General features: G+C 70.5%; 15 protein-coding genes, 1 pseudogene and 1 riboswitch. Of the genes and pseudogenes, 8 read left to right on the forward strand and 8 right to left on the reverse strand.

Annotated features, from left to right (window positions below; genetic code table 11):
- Nucleotides 1–42: 42 nt before the first annotated feature.
- The 3 genes from AC1D29_RS17280 (at nt 43) to AC1D29_RS17290 (ending at nt 1,435) form a co-directional block, all read left to right on the forward strand.
- Entirely contained in the window at nt 43–663 is a 621-nt protein-coding gene (locus tag AC1D29_RS17280) for a glutathione S-transferase N-terminal domain-containing protein (protein WP_477899590.1), read from the forward strand.
- A 9-nt stretch (nt 664–672) separates the two neighbouring features.
- Nucleotides 673–1,074 (forward strand): nuclear transport factor 2 family protein, encoded by a 402-nt coding sequence (locus AC1D29_RS17285; protein WP_477899592.1) that lies wholly within the window; start codon nt 673–675, stop codon nt 1,072–1,074.
- A gap of 94 nt (nt 1,075–1,168) precedes the next feature.
- Nucleotides 1,169–1,435, forward strand: coding sequence for a hypothetical protein (locus tag AC1D29_RS17290; RefSeq protein ID WP_477899594.1), 267 nt, complete (start codon nt 1,169–1,171; stop codon nt 1,433–1,435).
- 7 nt (nt 1,436–1,442) lie between these two features.
- Here the strand turns inward: AC1D29_RS17290 and AC1D29_RS17295 are convergent, their stop codons facing one another.
- The 4 genes and pseudogenes from AC1D29_RS17295 to AC1D29_RS17310 all read right to left on the reverse strand — a co-directional run bounded on the left by AC1D29_RS17295 (nt 1,443) and on the right by AC1D29_RS17310 (nt 4,899).
- Complete coding sequence (locus tag AC1D29_RS17295; RefSeq protein ID WP_477899596.1) at nt 1,443–2,570, reverse strand: ABC transporter permease; 1,128 nt, start codon at nt 2,568–2,570, stop codon at nt 1,443–1,445.
- Between the two features lie 86 nt (nt 2,571–2,656).
- A pseudogene (ccmA, locus tag AC1D29_RS17300) lies at nt 2,657–3,319 on the reverse strand (heme ABC exporter ATP-binding protein CcmA); the annotation flags it as partial.
- Complete coding sequence (locus tag AC1D29_RS17305; RefSeq protein ID WP_477899598.1) at nt 3,316–4,260, reverse strand: HlyD family secretion protein; 945 nt, start codon at nt 4,258–4,260, stop codon at nt 3,316–3,318. The pseudogene ccmA and the gene AC1D29_RS17305, both read right to left, overlap by 4 nt.
- Before the next feature lie 9 nt (nt 4,261–4,269).
- Nucleotides 4,270–4,899 carry a TetR/AcrR family transcriptional regulator gene (locus tag AC1D29_RS17310; RefSeq protein WP_477899600.1) on the reverse strand — a complete coding sequence of 210 codons (630 nt, stop codon included), beginning with the start codon at nt 4,897–4,899 and terminating at the stop codon, nt 4,270–4,272.
- Between the two features lie 133 nt (nt 4,900–5,032).
- Between AC1D29_RS17310 and AC1D29_RS17315 the strand changes: the two genes are divergently transcribed.
- From AC1D29_RS17315 to metW, 3 genes are all read left to right on the forward strand, one after another.
- A complete protein-coding gene (locus AC1D29_RS17315; protein ID WP_477899602.1) occupies nt 5,033–6,604 on the forward strand; it encodes a methyl-accepting chemotaxis protein in 1,572 nt (523 codons plus the stop codon).
- Nucleotides 6,605–6,620: 16 nt separating this feature from the next.
- Nucleotides 6,621–6,696, forward strand: a riboswitch (SAM riboswitch).
- 41 nt (nt 6,697–6,737) lie between these two features.
- Nucleotides 6,738–7,919 carry a homoserine O-succinyltransferase MetX gene (gene metX, locus AC1D29_RS17320; RefSeq protein ID WP_477899603.1) on the forward strand — a complete coding sequence of 394 codons (1,182 nt, stop codon included), beginning with the start codon at nt 6,738–6,740 and terminating at the stop codon, nt 7,917–7,919.
- Nucleotides 7,920–7,992: 73 nt separating this feature from the next.
- Complete coding sequence (gene metW / locus AC1D29_RS17325) at nt 7,993–8,568, forward strand: methionine biosynthesis protein MetW (RefSeq protein WP_477899605.1); 576 nt, start codon at nt 7,993–7,995, stop codon at nt 8,566–8,568.
- A gap of 99 nt (nt 8,569–8,667) precedes the next feature.
- On the opposite strand, the gene AC1D29_RS17330 is transcribed toward metW, so the two are convergent.
- Genes AC1D29_RS17330 through AC1D29_RS17340 form a run of 3 tightly spaced genes read right to left on the reverse strand, consistent with a single transcriptional unit; the run spans nt 8,668 to nt 12,007 of the window.
- Nucleotides 8,668–8,856 carry a hypothetical protein gene (locus AC1D29_RS17330; protein ID WP_477899607.1) on the reverse strand — a complete coding sequence of 63 codons (189 nt, stop codon included), beginning with the start codon at nt 8,854–8,856 and terminating at the stop codon, nt 8,668–8,670.
- 47 nt (nt 8,857–8,903) lie between these two features.
- A complete protein-coding gene (locus AC1D29_RS17335) occupies nt 8,904–10,667 on the reverse strand; it encodes an MORN repeat-containing protein (RefSeq protein WP_477899609.1) in 1,764 nt (587 codons plus the stop codon).
- The gene (locus AC1D29_RS17340; RefSeq protein ID WP_477899611.1) at nt 10,664–12,007 is read right to left on the reverse strand and encodes a hypothetical protein; all 1,344 of its coding nucleotides are present in this window, start codon (nt 12,005–12,007) and stop codon (nt 10,664–10,666) included. Before AC1D29_RS17340 ends, AC1D29_RS17335 begins: the two co-directional genes overlap by 4 nt.
- 130 nt (nt 12,008–12,137) lie before the next feature.
- On the opposite strand from AC1D29_RS17340, the gene AC1D29_RS17345 reads away from it, so the two are divergent.
- Both AC1D29_RS17345 and AC1D29_RS17350 read left to right on the forward strand, forming a co-directional pair.
- Nucleotides 12,138–13,613 carry a M20 family metallopeptidase gene (locus tag AC1D29_RS17345; RefSeq protein WP_477899613.1) on the forward strand — a complete coding sequence of 492 codons (1,476 nt, stop codon included), beginning with the start codon at nt 12,138–12,140 and terminating at the stop codon, nt 13,611–13,613.
- Nucleotides 13,614–13,616: 3 nt separating this feature from the next.
- The gene (locus tag AC1D29_RS17350; protein WP_477899615.1) at nt 13,617–14,564 is read left to right on the forward strand and encodes a LysR family transcriptional regulator; all 948 of its coding nucleotides are present in this window, start codon (nt 13,617–13,619) and stop codon (nt 14,562–14,564) included.
- Between the two features lies 1 nt (nt 14,565).
- On the opposite strand, the gene AC1D29_RS17355 is transcribed toward AC1D29_RS17350, so the two are convergent.
- Nucleotides 14,566–15,123, reverse strand: coding sequence for a hypothetical protein (locus AC1D29_RS17355; protein WP_477899617.1), 558 nt, complete (start codon nt 15,121–15,123; stop codon nt 14,566–14,568).
- Nucleotides 15,124–15,200: the final 77 nt, after the last annotated feature.

Raw genomic sequence — 15,200 nt, forward strand, 5'->3', positions numbered from 1 at the left:
GATGTGAGACGATTTTGCACGCTCGATGAAGGAGTCATGCACATGTTGACCTTGTACGGAACCAAGGGTTCGGGATCGGCCGCCGTCGAGGCCGCGCTGACCCGTGCCGGCCTGGCCTACACCGGCGTCGACGCGGCGTCCTGGAACCCCGGCCCGGGGTACGACCAGCTGCTGCGCGTGAACCCGCTGGGCCAGATCCCGACCCTGGTGTTGCCCGACGGCAGCGTGTTGACGGAAAGCGCGGCCATACTCATCCATCTGGGCCTGACGGCAACGCCCGACCTGCTGCTGCCCAGCGATGCCGGCGCGCGGGCGCGGGTGCTGCGCGGCCTGGTCTACGTGGCGGCCAACTGCTATGCGGCCATCAGCGTCATCGACTACCCGGAGCGCTGGTGCGAGCCCTGCGACGACACCATGAAGGCGCAGATCCGCGCCGGCACGCGGGCGCGGCTGCACGAGCATTGGCGCGTGTTCGCCGACGAGTTCAGCATCGGCTTCGACGCCGGCTCGCCCGGCGCGCTGGAGCTGCTGGCGACGGTGGTGTCCAAATGGTCGGGCGCCCGCGCCCACCTGCAGGCCGAACGGCCGGCCTTCTACGGGCAGTTGCTGCGTGTCGAGCAGCATCCGGACATTGCGCCCGTCTTCCAACGCCACTGGCCCTGAAGGAGTTCCATGACCCATCCCATCGACGCCTGGCATGCGCTGGCCAAAGCCCGCAACCCGCACGCCTTGGCCGCGCTGCTGGCCGAGGACGTCGTCTTCCACTCGCCCGTCGTGCACACGCCGCAGCGCGGCCGCGTGCTGGCGACGCAATACCTCAGCGCGGCGCTGATGATCCTGGGCAACGAGACGTTCCGCTACGTGCGCGAGATCCGCGGCGAGCACGATGCGCTGCTGGAGTTCGAGCTGGCGCTGGACGGCGTGCAGGTCAACGGCGTGGACCTGATCCGCTGGAATGACGCGGGGCAGATCACCGACTTCAAGGTCATGGTCCGGCCGCTGAAAGCCATGCAGGCGGTGCAGCAGAAGATGGCTGAGCTGCTGGCGCAGATGCAGCAGCAACAGCAGCGCTGAGCGGTCGGCCCCTGAGCGGCCTCAATCGATCAGGATTCAAGAAGCGGCGCGGGCACCCGGTGCGTCCAATGGGGCTCTCTCAAGGAGACCCCTCATGAACGATCGCAGGCTTCCCTCGTCCCCGACCCGCCGGCCTGGCGCCGCCATCGAGCGCTGGATGCGGCAAAGTCACCGCTGGCTGTCCATCGTCTTCACGCTCACGGTGCTTGCCAACTTCATTGCCCGCGCGCTGCAGGCCGGCGAGCCGGCGCCGTGGATCACCTACGCGCCGCTGCCGCCGCTGTTCCTGCAGCTGTTCTCCGGCCTGTATCTGTTTGCGCTGCCCTATGTCCGCAGAAGGCCGGGCGTGCTGGCCGCCTAGCGGGGGCTCAGTCCACCGTGCGTCGGTAGCGCAGCAGCGCGATGCCGCCGGCCATGGCCAGGAAGGCCAGCATGGGCCACAGCTCCGGGGCCAGCTCGGCCGCGCCCGAGCCCTTCAGCATGACGCCGCGCACGATGCGCAGGAAGTGCGTCAGCGGCAACGCCTCGCCCAGCGTCTGCGCCCAGCCCGGCATGCCGCGGAACGGGAACATGAAGCCCGACAGCAGCATGGACGGCAGGAAGAAGAAGAACGTCAGCTGCAGCGCCTGCAGCTGGTTGCGGGCCAGCGTCGAGAACGTGAAGCCCACGCCCAGGTTGGCCAGCATGAAGACGCCGATCATGGCCAGCAGCAGCGCGACGCTGCCCACCATGGGCACGTCGAACAGCAGGAAGGCCGCGCCCAGGATCACGCCCAGCTGCACATAGCCCAGCACGACGTAGGGCAGGATCTTGCCGGCCATGACCTCGATGGGCCGCACCGGCGTGGCCAGCAGGTTCTCCATCGTGCCGCGCTCGCGCTCACGCGTCATCGCCAGCGCGGTCAGCATGACCATGGTCATCGTCAGGATGGTGCCCACCAGCCCGGGCACGATGTTGTAGCGCGACAAGCCCTCGGGGTTGTAGCGGCGCTGGATGCGCACCTCGAACGGCGGCGGCTGCGGTGCGCGGGGCGCCAGCGCGCCGCGCAGGTCGCGGTTCAGCGCGGTGGCGCCGAGCTGGCTCAACGCGGCGATGGCATTGCCGCCGGCGGAAGGGTCGGTCGCGTCGGCGGCGATCAGCACGGCCGGCTTCTCACCACGCACGACGCGGGCGCCAAAGTCGGCCGGCACAACGACGAGGAACTGGATGTCGCCGCTTTGCAGCAGCGCGTCGCCGCGCGACTCCGCGATGCCGCTCTCGACGACGCGGAAATAGCCGCTGGTCTGCAGCGCCGCGACCAGGCTGCGCGCCATCGGGCTGGTGTCCTGGCTGATGATGGCCGTGGGCAGGCCCTTGGGGTCGGTGTTGATCGCATAGCCGAACAACACCAGCTGCATGATGGGCACGCCCACCGCCATCGCGAAGGTCAGGCGGTCGCGCAGCATCTGCTGCACCTCCTTCAGCGCGATGGCGAACATGCGGGCCAGGGCTTGCATCAGGAGGCGGCCTCGGCGAAGTTGTCGGTCGCCTGGCTGACCAGCTTGACGAAGGCGTCCTCCAGGTCCTTGGCGCCGGCCTCCTGCACGACGGACGCCGCCGTGCCGCGCGCCAGCACGCGGCCGTAGGCGATGTAGACCAGCTCGTCGCAGCGCTCGGCCTCGTCCATGTAGTGCGTGGAGACCAGCACGGTGATGCCCTCCTGCGCGAGCTGGTGGATCTGGTCCCAGAACTCGCGCCGCGCCTTGGGGTCCACGCCGGCCGTGGGCTCGTCCAGCAGCAGCAGGCGCGGCTGGTGCAGCAGGCAGGCGGCCAGCGCCAAGCGCTGCTTCCAGCCGCCGGACAGCGTGCCGGCCAGCTGCTTCTGGCGGCTGGCCAGGCCCAGGCGCTCCAGCGCACCGTCCACCGCCTCGCGCCGGTTGGGCATCGAGAACAGCCGCGCGACGAAGTCGAGGTTCTCGCGTATCGACAAGTCCTCGTAGAGGCCGAACTTCTGCGTCATGTAGCCGACCTGGCGCTTGACCTCGGCGGCCTGGCGGCGGAAGTCCAGGCCCAGCACCCGGCCCTCGCCGGCATCGGGTGTCAGCAGGCCGCACAACATGCGCAGCGACGTGGTCTTGCCGCTGCCGTTGGGGCCCAGGAAGCCGACGATGCGGCCGGTGGCGACCTGCAGGTCCACGCCGTCGACGACCTTGCGGCCTGCGTAGGACTTGCTCAGTCCCTTGACGTCGATGGCCAGCTCGGTCACGGCGACACGTCCAGCGGCTGGCCCGGGTGCAGCCGTTCCGCATCCTCGGCCTTCAGCGGCCGCGCCTCGACGAGAAACACCAGCTTGTCGCGCTGCTGGTTGGAGTAGATGACCGGCGGCGTGTACTCGGGGCCGGCGGCGATGAAGCTGATGCGCGCCGGAATCGCCGCGCCGCAGCCGTCGCAGCGAAGCTGCACCGTCGCATCGAGCTTGAGCCCGCCCACCGCCGACTGCGGCACGTAGAAGCGCGCCTTGCGGTTGGCCGGCGGCAGCAGCGCCAGCACGGGCTGGCCGGCCGCCACCCATTCGCCTGGCCGCATGAAGACGTCCTGCACGCGCGCCGGCATGGGCGCGCTCTGGCGCTTTTGCTCGACGCGCCAGGCCGTCTGCGCGCGGCCACTCTGCGCGGCATCGGCCAGTGCGCGGGCGGCGCTGCGTTCGTCCTCGCGCGCAGGCAGCTGAGCCACGGTCAGCGCGGCCTCCAGTTCGGCGACGCGCGCGCGCGCCCGGGTCAGCGTGGTCATCGCGTCATCCACGCGCGACTTGGCGACGAAGCCCTGGGTCAGCAGCTGTTGCTGGCGCGCCAGGTCGATGCCGGCGAGGCGTTCCGCCGCGCGGGCCTGGTCCAGCTGTGCGCGCGTGACGGCCACCTCGGGCGCACGTCGGCCCTTGTCGGTGTCCTGCGCCTGGGCACGGGCGCTCTGCGCGCGGGCCAGCGCCTCGGCATCGGCCGCCAGCTCGGGCGTGGCGTCCAGCTCGAACAGTGCCTGGCCCGCGGCCACCGCCTCGCCGGAGCGCACGGCCAACGTCGTCAGCCGGCCCGCCACCGGTGGCGCGATGTAGACCAGCTCCGCCTCGGCATAGCCCGTCCAGCCGTCGGGCGGCTTGTCGCCGCAGCCGGCGAGCAAGGCGGGGATCAACAGCAGGCCCACTCGCGTCATCTCATCTCCTCACACGCCGCTGGACAGCCCCAGCAAGGCCCATTCGATGCGCCGCTGCAGCGCCGCGTCCGACATCACCTCGCCTTCGACGGCGGCCAGCAGCAGCGCGGGCACGGCCTTGACCGTCAACATGCCGCCGGCCAGCACGACCGGCGCGACCACCGCGCCCATCAGGAAGGAAAAGCGCGTCAGCAGCGGCTGCGGCGCCAGGCGGCCCTGGGCCTCGGCCTCCTGCATCAGCGCCATCAGCACGCCCAGGTGGCGCGGCGCGTTGGCGCGCAGGAAGTCCTGCGCCACGGCCTGGCCGCCTTGCGCGTCGGCCCAGACGCGCGCGATCAGCGGCCGGTGCTCGCGCACGAAGCGGGCCACGCCCAGCAGGGCCGCGGCCAGGCGCTCCATCACGTCGGCCTCGCCCTGGCTGTTCAGCGACAGCGCGCTGAACATCTCCTCGTAATGCCGCTGCAGCAGCGCGCGCAGGAAGCCGTCCTTGCTGCCGAAGTGGTAATGGACCATGGCCGGGTTCACGCCCGCGGCCTCGGCGACGCGGCGCACCGACAGGCCGGCGCAGCCGAACTCGGGGTAGAGCGCGGCGCCGGCGGCGAGCAAGGCCTGGTCCTGATCCTGGCTGGGGCGGGGCATGCGGTAATTATTGGTCAAGTGTTCAGTAACTGCAAGATGCGGCAAAAGGTCTCTTGCCTTCAGTGACCGCTTCATTAGCATGCAGAGCCAACAGACCCGACCGCGCCCGAGCGGCCTGCTAGGAGACAAGACCATGGACCTCGCCACCTGGATGCGCAGCTTCACCATCCGCACCCGCATGCAGGGCGCCATCTTGATGGTGCTGCTGATGTTTGCCGCGCTGGGCGTGACGGGCCTGCTCGGCGGCCGCCAGCTGATGGCGCTGAATGCCGACGTGACGACGCATGCGATGCACGACCTGCAGCAGCTCAGTGCCATCCGCCAGGCGCTGGCCGATGTGCGGCTGGAGGAGAAGGAGATGGTCATCGCCTACGAGACGCCCGAGCAGGTCAAGCAGTTCCGCCAGCGCTGGGACGCCGCCGCGCAGCGCCTGGCCGCGGCGCTGAAGGGCTTGCAGGAAGGCAAGCAGGAGGACAACAAGGCGCTGGCCACGGAGGCGCTGAAGTTCCTGCAGGACTACCGCACGGCCGCGCAGCCGGTGCTCAACCAGATCGAGGCCGGCGGCTTCGACACCGCCAAGGTGGCCGACCGCATGCTGAACCGCCCCAAGGCGGCGATGCGCGAGATCGAGCAGCGCGTCGAGCGCGTGGCCGGCCTCATCGACGCGCAGGCCAAGGCCTCCGAGGCCGAGTTCGCCGCCGAGCTGGGCCGCATCGGCTGGCGCTCGCTGGCCGTGCTGGTGCTGGTCATGGTGCTGGTGGTGCCGCTGACGCTGATCAACTCGGCCACCATCACCAGCCCCATGCGCTATGCCGGCACGGTGGCGCAGTCCATCGCCGGCGGCGACCTGAACAACGACATCCGCATCGTCGGCCGCGACGAGGCGTCGGACCTGCTGCGCGCACTTGATGCGATGCAGTCCAGCCTGCGCGACCTGGTGCGGCAGGTGAAGACGTCGGCGCAGAGCATTGAGACGGCCAGCAGCGAGGTGGCCTCGGGCAACCAGGACCTGAGCCAGCGCACCGAGCAGGCAGCCTCCAGCCTGCAGCAGACGACCAGCTCCATGGAAGACCTGACCAGCGGCGTGCGCCACGGCGCCGATGCCGCCGGCAAGGCCCGCCAACTGGCCGAGGGCGCGGCCGAGGTCGCGCGCCGCGGTGGCCAGGAGGTGGCGGATGTCGTCGCGACGATGAACGAGATCAACACCAGCTCGCGCCGCATCGGTGACATCCTGGGGCTGATCGACAGCATCGCCTTCCAGACCAACATCCTGGCCTTGAACGCGGCCGTCGAGGCGGCCCGCGCGGGCGAGCAGGGGCGCGGCTTCGCGGTCGTCGCCAGCGAGGTGCGCCTGCTGGCGCAGCGCTCGGCGGAAGCGGCGCGCGAGATCAAGTCGTTGATCGCCGCCAGCCTCGAGCGCACCGAGACGGGCAGCCGCCTCGTGCAGCATGCCGGCACGACGATGCAGGAGATCGTCGACAACGTGCAGAAGGTCAGCGACATGATCGGCGAGGTCGCCACGGGGGCGGCCGACCAGAGCGCGCGCATCGGCCAGATCAACGGCGCCGTCAACCAGCTGGACCACATGACGCAGCAGAACGCGGCGCTGGTGGAGGAATCCGCGGCGGCAGCCGACAGCCTGCGTCAGCAGCTGCAGCTGCTGACCGGCGCGGTGGCGCAGTTCCGCCTCGACGGACAGGGGTGATCGGACGGCCTAGAATGGCCGCTTCAGCGCCGATTTGTTCCGGATTGCGGGCGCTCTACAAATGCCGCTAAACAGGACTCCGAGTCAACCGGCGTCCGCAACAGTGGCGCCGGTTTTTCATTTGGAGTGGGCCATGACGGGCCGAAGCGTCGGCGAGGTATCGCCGCAGAGTTTTCATTTCGACGAACCGCTGCCGCTGCGCAGCGGCGCGGCGCTGGCCGAGTACGACCTGACGGTCGAGACCTACGGCCAGCTGAACGCCGAGCGCAGCAATGCGGTGCTGGTCTGTCACGCGCTGAACGCCAGCCACCATGTCGCGGGCACCTACGCCGGCCAGCCCAAGAGCGAAGGCTGGTGGGACAACCTGATCGGCCCGGGCAAGGCGCTGGACACAGACAAGTTCTTCGTCATCGGCGTCAACAACCTGGGCTCCTGCTTCGGCTCCACCGGGCCCATGCACGTGAACCCGGCGACCGGCAAGGCCTGGGGCGCGGACTTCCCGGTCGTCACCGTGCAGGACTGGGTCGACGCCCAGGCCCGCCTCGTCGAGCGTTTCGGCATCCTGAAGCTGGCGGCCGTGCTGGGCGGCAGCTTGGGCGGCATGCAGGCGCTGGACTGGGCGCTGCGCTACCCGGACCGGGTCGGGCACTGCATCGCCATCGCGACGGCGCCCAACCTGTCGGCGCAGAACATCGCCTTCAACGAGGTGGCCCGCCGCGCCATCGTGACCGACCCCGACTTCCACGGCGGCCATTTCTACGAGCACGGCGTGGTGCCCAAGCGCGGCCTGCGCGTGGCGCGCATGATCGGCCACATCACGTATCTCTCCGACGACGTGATGGCCGAGAAGTTCGGCCGCGAACTCAAGGGCGGCAAGGACGGCGCGCTGGGGTATTCGACGCAGGAGATCGAGTTCCAGATCGAAAGCTATCTGCGCTACCAGGGCGACAAGTTCAGCGACTACTTCGACGCCAACACCTACCTGTTGATCACGCGTGCGCTGGACTACTTCGACCCCGCGGCCGAACATGGCGGCGACCTGACGCGCGCCTTCGCCGCCGCCCGGGCCAAGTTCCTCATCGCCAGCTTCACGACCGACTGGCGCTTCTCGCCGGACCGCTCGCGCGAAATCGTCAAGGCGCTGCTCGACAACCGGCTGGACGTCAGCTACGCCGAGATCGACGCGCCGCACGGCCACGACGCCTTCCTGCTCGACGACCCGCGTTACCACGGTGTGCTGCGGGCCTATTTCGAGCGCATCGCCGACGGACTGGCGCGGCCCGCGGTGCTGCAGTTCAAGGGAGTGGCGATATGAGCGCAGCGCCCGGCCGCCCCAAGCAAGCTCGCTCCCCCTTGGGGGGACAGACCGCAGGCCGAAGGGGGCACCCATGAGTTTCGACCCCGCGATCGCGGCGCTGGTGCCGCCCGGCTCACGCGTGCTGGACCTGGGCTGCGGCACCGGCGAGCTGCTGGAGCACCTCATCAAGCACAAGGGCTGCACGGGCTACGGCGTGGAGCTGGACGACGCCAACCTGCTGGCCTGCATGAAACGCGGCGTCAGCGTCATCCAGCGCAACCTGGAAGAGGGCCTGGCCATCTTCGAGGACCAGAGCTTCGACGTCGTGCTGCAGCTGGAGACGCTGCAGAACCTGCGCAATGCCGAGGCCATGCTGAAGGAGACGGCGCGGGTGGGCAAGATGGGCATCGTCAGCTTCCCCAACTTCGCCCACTGGCCCAACCGGCTGCAGGTGCTGTTCGGCCGCATGCCCGTCACGCGGGCGCTGCCCTACGAGTGGTACGACACGCCCAACATCCGCGTCGGCACGTTCGCCGACTTCGGCGTGCTGGCGCGCAAGAACCACCTGAAGATCCTGGATGCCTTCGGCCTGCAGGAGGGCCGCGTCGTGCGCAGCCTGCCCAACCTGATGGCCAGCGTGGCGGTGTTCAAGTTCGAGCGGGAGTGATGGCGGCGGCAGTCCAAGGCGGGCCTCTGGCGATCCACGCCGCTCAACGCATGCAGGCGGCCGCTCGCTCGGAGGCCGCCTGATTCAGGACGGGTCGGCTCAGGCAGCCTTGTGCGAGGCCTTCTTCGTCGACTTCTTGTGCTTGGTCTTGCCGGCCTTCTTGGTGGCGCTCTTGGCCTGCACGGGGCTGCTGGCGTGGCTGCCGGCCTGGTGCTTGACGGTGCGTGCCTCGGCGGCCGGGGCGGCAAAGGCGATGGCAAGGGCGGCGGCGGTGAGCAGGGTCTTCATCGTGAGTCTCCAAATGGGGGATGCGGTGAGCGTAGCTGACGAGCCTGTCAGTTGCCTTTGCGGACGATGAAGCCGTCGTCGGTGCGCTCATCGTCCTTGAACACGCCTTCCCAGCGGTCGCCGGTGGGCCAGTGGAAGATGCCGTGGCCATGCTTCAGGCCGCGTGCCCAGGCGCCTTCGTAGCGCTCGCCGCTCTTCCACGCGTACTTGCCGTCGCCGTGCGCCTTGCCGGCCTCGAACTGGCCTTCGTAGATGTCGCCGCTGGGGAACACCATGCGGCCCCGGCCCTGCGGCAGCCCCGCGGCCAGCTGGCCTTCGTACTGGTTGCCGTTGGAGAAGCGCATCCGGCCCTGGCCTTGCGGCTTGTCATTGACCCATTCGCCCTCATAGCGCTGGCCGCTCATCCAGACGTAGCTGCCCTTGCCGTGCGGCAGGCCGTTGCGGACCTGGCCGGTGTAGACGTCGCCCGACGCATAGGTCAGCTTGCCTTCGCCCTCAGGCTGGCCTTCCACCACGGTGCCGTCGAACTGGTTGCCGTTGGCAAACACCATCAGGCCGCGGCCGGTGGCGCGGTCGGTGATCCATTCGCCCCTGTAGCGCTGGCCGGCAGCCCAGCGGATCTCGCCGACGCCGTGGCGCTGGCTGCGCACCAGCGGGCCTTCGTAGACATCGCCGTTCTTCCACTCGACGCGGCCGGTGCCGGTGACGGTGTCGTCGTCGTTGCGCACGAACTGGCCGACGTAGCGCGTGTCGCCGGCCGTGCGGTCGAAGAGCTTGGGTTCGGCGGCCGGCACCGTGGCGGCGGGCGTGGCCAGCGGCGTGATCGGCGGCGTGATCGGCGCGGCGGCGGCCTGGCGTAGCGGCACGGTGGCGGCCGCTATCGCCGCCGGTGGCGCGGTCGTCGCGGCGGGCTTGCTCGTGGGCGCCGTGGCCGATGGCTTGGGTGCGGCGGCGACGGCCGTTGCGGGCGCGGCCGCCGTGGGCGGCGCGCCGGGCAAGGGCGAGGCGACCCAGGGCGTGCCGCGCTCGCGCGCCAGGGCCTGGGCGTTGTTCATGGCCAGCTCCTGCGCGCTGCCCTTGCACAGGCCGGCCGTGTCGCGCCACAGCGTCTCGCCGATCTGGCTCTGCGTCTGGCGCTCGGCCAGCGGCAGCGCGGCGGCGCTGTTGCGCAGCTTGGTCGAGAACTCGCGGGCGCGCTCGAACGGCGGCGCGCAGAACTCGGCGTTGTGGCCGTCGATCTCGCTCTGCTCGCGGCGCCGCTGGGCCGTCTGCTGCTGGCTGCCGCTGCATTGCTCGGCGGCCAGCTCCCACATGCCTTCGGCCTTGCGGTACAGGCTGGCCGCCTCGGTGAAGCGGCGCTCGCTGAAGGCGCCGCGCGCCAGCTCCTGCAGCGCGCCGGCGTCGCGGTGGGCGCTCTCGCACTGGCTGCCGGACTGCAGCTTCTCGGCCAGCGCGTCATGCGTCTTCTGGCTGTCGGCCAGGTTGCGCTGCGCGCGCTCGCGGGCGCGGCCGTCGCAGGCGGCGATCGCCGCGCCCCACTGCGCCACGGCCTCGTCGTAGAGCTTGACCTGGGCCTGCAGCGCCTGGTTCTGCGACTGCGCGGTGGCGGCGCGCAGGTCGGCCGACAGCGCGCGGCTGGTCAGCTGCGCGCAGCTGGGCGGCGGCGGGCCGGGCGCCGGTGTCGGCTCGGACGCTGCGGCCTCGGCGGCAAACGGGGGGAACGCGGCGGAGGCCGCCGCTTCGGGCGGCGTCTGGGCCTGGCCGGTCAGGGCCGCGGCGACCAGCAGCAGGGCGGGGGCGAGCGTCTTCATTTCTTGCGCGCGGCGGACTCGGCCGGCATGTCCAGCATCGCGTCGATGAGGCCGCGCGAGAAGCGGCCGGCACCGGGGTCGTCGGGGCTGTCGAACGAGAAGCTGGTCTGGGCCGAGGCCAGCGGCATCGCGCCGATGCTGGCCACCAGCGCGTCGGCGCGGTAGCCGCCCAGGATGGCGACCACCTCGGCTTCGAAGCCACGCGCGGCCGCCACCTTGTTCAGCGCGGCCAGGCGGTCGGCATCGAAGACCAGCGCGTTCTGGGCCAGGCTGCGCTCGACCATCTTCTGGTGCAGCGTGAAGCCGGCCAGCGGCGGCGCGCCCAGGGCCGCCATGCGCGTGAAGGCCCAGGCGTCGGCGCGCTCGAAGGCGGTGGCGGCGATGCGCGAGATGCCCGAGAGGGACCCGCGGTTGGCGGCGGCGGCCTGCATCACGTTGAGCACCTGCTGGCGCGTCAGTTGTGTCGCCGCGTCGACCAGGCCTTCGCGGATCTTCTGCGCCGCCAGCGCGCGGCCCTGCTCGATGAGCTGCTGCTTGATGAAGTCGCTGGCCACGTTGGCGGCGGCGCTCTTGGCCGCGCTGAGGGCGGCGTCGGCCGCCAGCGCCGCGGCCTTCACACCCGAGGCCAGCGTGGCCAGGTTGTAGAGCGTGCCGGCGATCTTGATCGCGTAGTGGTAGGTCTTCATGCGCGCGCCGCCCTCTTCGGACAGGCCTTGCGTCCACAGCACCGCCCACAGCGCCTCGTCGGGCGTCGGCTCGGCTTGCGTCACCTCCAGCGGGTGCAGGCTGAGCAGCCAGTGGTAGTCCTGCAGCTGCGGCGTGTTGGGCGGCGCAAAGCGCGTGTAGCCGCGGCAGACCTGGAAGGGCTTGATGGCCACGGGCTTGCCGGCGGCGGTGCCGACATTGAAGGGCTGGCCCGCGTCGCGCGCCTCGGCCAGCCACTCCAGCAGCTTTTCGCCGTCGTCGCTGGTCTGGCCGGCGACGTGGTTGATGCGCGTGCCCATGGGCAGCGGCGACTCACCCGTCACGGCGATGACGGTCAGGCGCTCGTCCACCTGCAGCGCGCGCACCCAGGCGACGCGGTCGTCGGCGCTCCAGCCGGCGCTGGTGGCCACGGCGAAGGGCAGCTCCCACTGCTTGTCGCACTCCTTGTCCTGCAGCGCCGCGCTGCGGGCGATGGCCGGGCGGATCAGGCGCTCGCCGGCACCGTAGGCGCGCATGCCGGCCAGCAGGTTCTCGTCGACCTTGCGGCCATCGTCCACCGTGAACTTGGGGCCGGAGGCGCAGCCGGTCAGCAGCGCCAGCAGGGTGAGGAGGACGAGCAGCGGCAGACGAGTCATGTTGCCGCCGAGCCTAAGCGGTCCCCATGACGAACGTCGCCCGTAGTTCTACGGAGCGGCGTGACGCCTGTCTCGGGGCAGGCCTAAACTGAGCGGCTGCGCCACAAGCGCCTGCTGCAAGGAGTTCGCCATGAACGCACGTGATCCCAACCTGCCCCTTCAAGCCAACGAGGCGACCGCGCTGGGCGCCTATGCCGAGCGTGTCTGGGACGAGGAAATCGTCCCCGCGCTGACCGACTACATCGCCATTCCGGCCAAGAGCCCGATGTTCGACGCCGACTGGGCGGCCAACGGTCACCTGGAGAAGGTGCTGACCACCGCCGCCGCCTGGGTGGAGAGCCAGAAGGTCGCCGGCCTGAAGCTCGAGGTGGTGCGCATCCCCGGCCGCACGCCGGTCATCTTTTTCGAGGTGCCGTCCACCAAGGCGGGCTCCGAAGACACCATCGTGCTGTACGGCCACCTGGACAAGCAGCCCGAGTTCAGCGGCTGGCGCAGTGACCTGGGCCCCTGGACGCCCAAGTACGAGAACGGCCTGCTGTACGGCCGTGGCGGCGCCGACGACGGCTACGCGGTCTACGCGTCGCTGACGGCCATCATGGCGCTGGACCAGCAGGGCATCCCGCGCCCGCGCTGCGTGGGCATCATCGAGACCTGCGAGGAGTCGGGCAGCTTCGACCTGCCGGCCTACATCGACATCCTCAAGCCCCGCCTGGGCAATGTCTCGCTGGTGGTCTGCCTGGACTCCGGCGCCGGCAACTACGAGCAGCTGTGGCTGACGACGTCGCTGCGCGGCATGGTGTCGGGCGTGCTGAAGGTGGAGGTGCTGACCGAGGGCATCCACAGCGGCGACGCATCCGGCTGCGTGCCGTCGTCCTTCCGCATCCTGCGCCAGGTGCTGGACCGGCTGGAGGACAGCAAGACGGGACGGCTGCTGCCCGAGAGCTTCCACTGCGACATCCCGGGCGCCCGGCTGGACCAGGCGAAGGCCACTGCGGCCATCCTGAAGGACGAGGTCTACAAGCGCATGCCCTGGGCCTGCGGCGCGGACGGCGGCCCGGTGCTGCCGGTGACGACCGACCCCGTCGAGGTGCTGCTGAACCGCACCTGGCGGCCCACGCTGTCGGTGGTCGGCGCCGATGGCTTCCCCGAGCTGAAGAACGCCGGCAACGTGCTGCGGCCGTACACGGCCTTCAAGCTGTCCTTGCGCCTGCCGCCGCTGATCGACGGCAACGCCGCGGCGCTGGAGCTGAAGGCACTGCTGGAGGACAACGCGCCCTACAACGCCAAGGTCACGTTCACGCCCGACGGCCGTGCGGGGGCCTACGGCGCCACGGGCTGGAACACGCCGGATTTGTCGCCGTGGCTCAGCCAGGCGCTGAACGACGCCAGCCAGGCGCACTTCAAGGCGCCGGTGGGCTACATCGGCCAGGGCGGCACCATCCCGCTGATGAGCATGCTGCAAAAAGGCTTCCCCAAGGCGCAGATGATGGTCTGCGGCGTGCTGGGTCCCAAGAGCAACGCCCACGGGCCCAACGAGTTCCTGCATGTGCCCTATGGCAAGCGGCTGACGGCGGCCGTCGCCCAGGTCATGGCGGCACACCCCTAACGGATGGACCAGCTCCGCGCCATCAAGGTTTTCGTCCGCGTCATCGACGAGGGCAGTTTTGCCGCCGCCGCCCGGGCGCTGGATCTGGCGCCGGCCGTCGTCACGCGGCTGGTGGCCGAGCTGGAGGAGCACCTCGGCACGCGCCTGTTGAACCGCACGACGCGGCGCCTGTCGCTGACCGAGATCGGCGAGGCCTACCTGGAGCGGGCGCGGCGCATCATGGCCGACGTCGACGAGGCGGCCGCGCTGGCCGCGTCGGCCACGCAGGAGGTGCGCGGTCTGCTGCGCATCCTGTGCCCGCCGGCCATCGCCGTGCACCAGTTGGCCAAGCATCTGCCCAAGTTCCACCGCGAGTACCCGCTGGTCACGCTGGAGATCACGTCGCCCGGCCCGGTGGACACGGTGGACGACAGCTTTGACCTGACCATCCTGCTGGCCCGCGAGACGCTGGACGGCGACTTCATCGCGCGCCGCCTGGCGCGCAGCGAGTTCATCATGTGCGCGTCGCCGGACTACCTGGACCAGCGCGGCCGCCCGCAGCATCCGCACGACCTCAAGCAGCACGACGCGCTGCTGCCGCCCACGCCGACGTTGATGCGTGGGCTGACGCTGCAACGCGGCGACGGGGAGGAGGAGATCACGCTGCCCATCATCCCGTCGCGCGCCGCGCTGTCGACCACGCACATGGACACCAACTACGCGGCCGCGCTGCACGGCCTGGGCGTGGCCGGCCTGCCCAGCTTCATGGTCGAGGACGCGCTGCTGGAACAGGCGCTGGAACGCGTCATGCCGCAGTGGCGGCTGTTCAGCACCACGCTGTGGGCCGGCATGCCGACGCGCAAGTACGTGCCGGCGCGCACGCGGGCCTTCCTGGACTTCCTGCTGGAAATCTTCGGCGGCGAGGACAAGGACCCGTGGCTGGTCGCGGCCGGGTGCGCGACCTGCCCCTGACTCACCTGAGGCTGAAGCCCAGGTCGAACAGCTCCGGGAAGCGGGCCTCCATGGCCCGCTTCAGCGGCCCGAACGCGACATAGCGGCTGGCCGTCTTGGCGATGTAGGCCAGCAGCCGGCGCTCGTTGGGGTGGCCGGCGCTGAGGTTCGCGAGCAGCGTCAGATGCTGCTGCAGCGCACTCCACTCCAGCCGGTGCCAGTACTCGCCGAAGTCGGCGGCCAGCTCTTCGTCCAGTTGGCCGGCGGCGCGGCTGGCTTCCCAGTGGCGCACGGCCCAGTCGATCTCCTGCGGCTCGTCCCAGGACAGCTCGGGCGGGCGCAGCAGCGCGGCGAGCGCGTCGGTGGGCGAGCCGTGCGGGGCATCGTGCAGCAGGCGCTGCAGCACGCCGTCCAGGCCGGTCTCGGCGATGCGGGCCAGGCCGGCGCGCAAGGCCGTGGCGTCGGGCGGCACCTGGGCCGGTGGCCGATCGCGCAGCTCGGCGCAGGCGGCGCGCATCAACGCATCGGCGTCTGCCGGCGCGGCCTGCAGCGCGGCGATCAGGTCGTGGGGTGTTGTCATGGGGAGAAAGCCCTCGTGGATAATGAAATTCTAAGAAGCCGGCCCCGGCAAATCCCTCTGACTTCGAGCTTTCCGCA

The organism is Roseateles sp. P1_C6, from assembly GCF_056406315.1.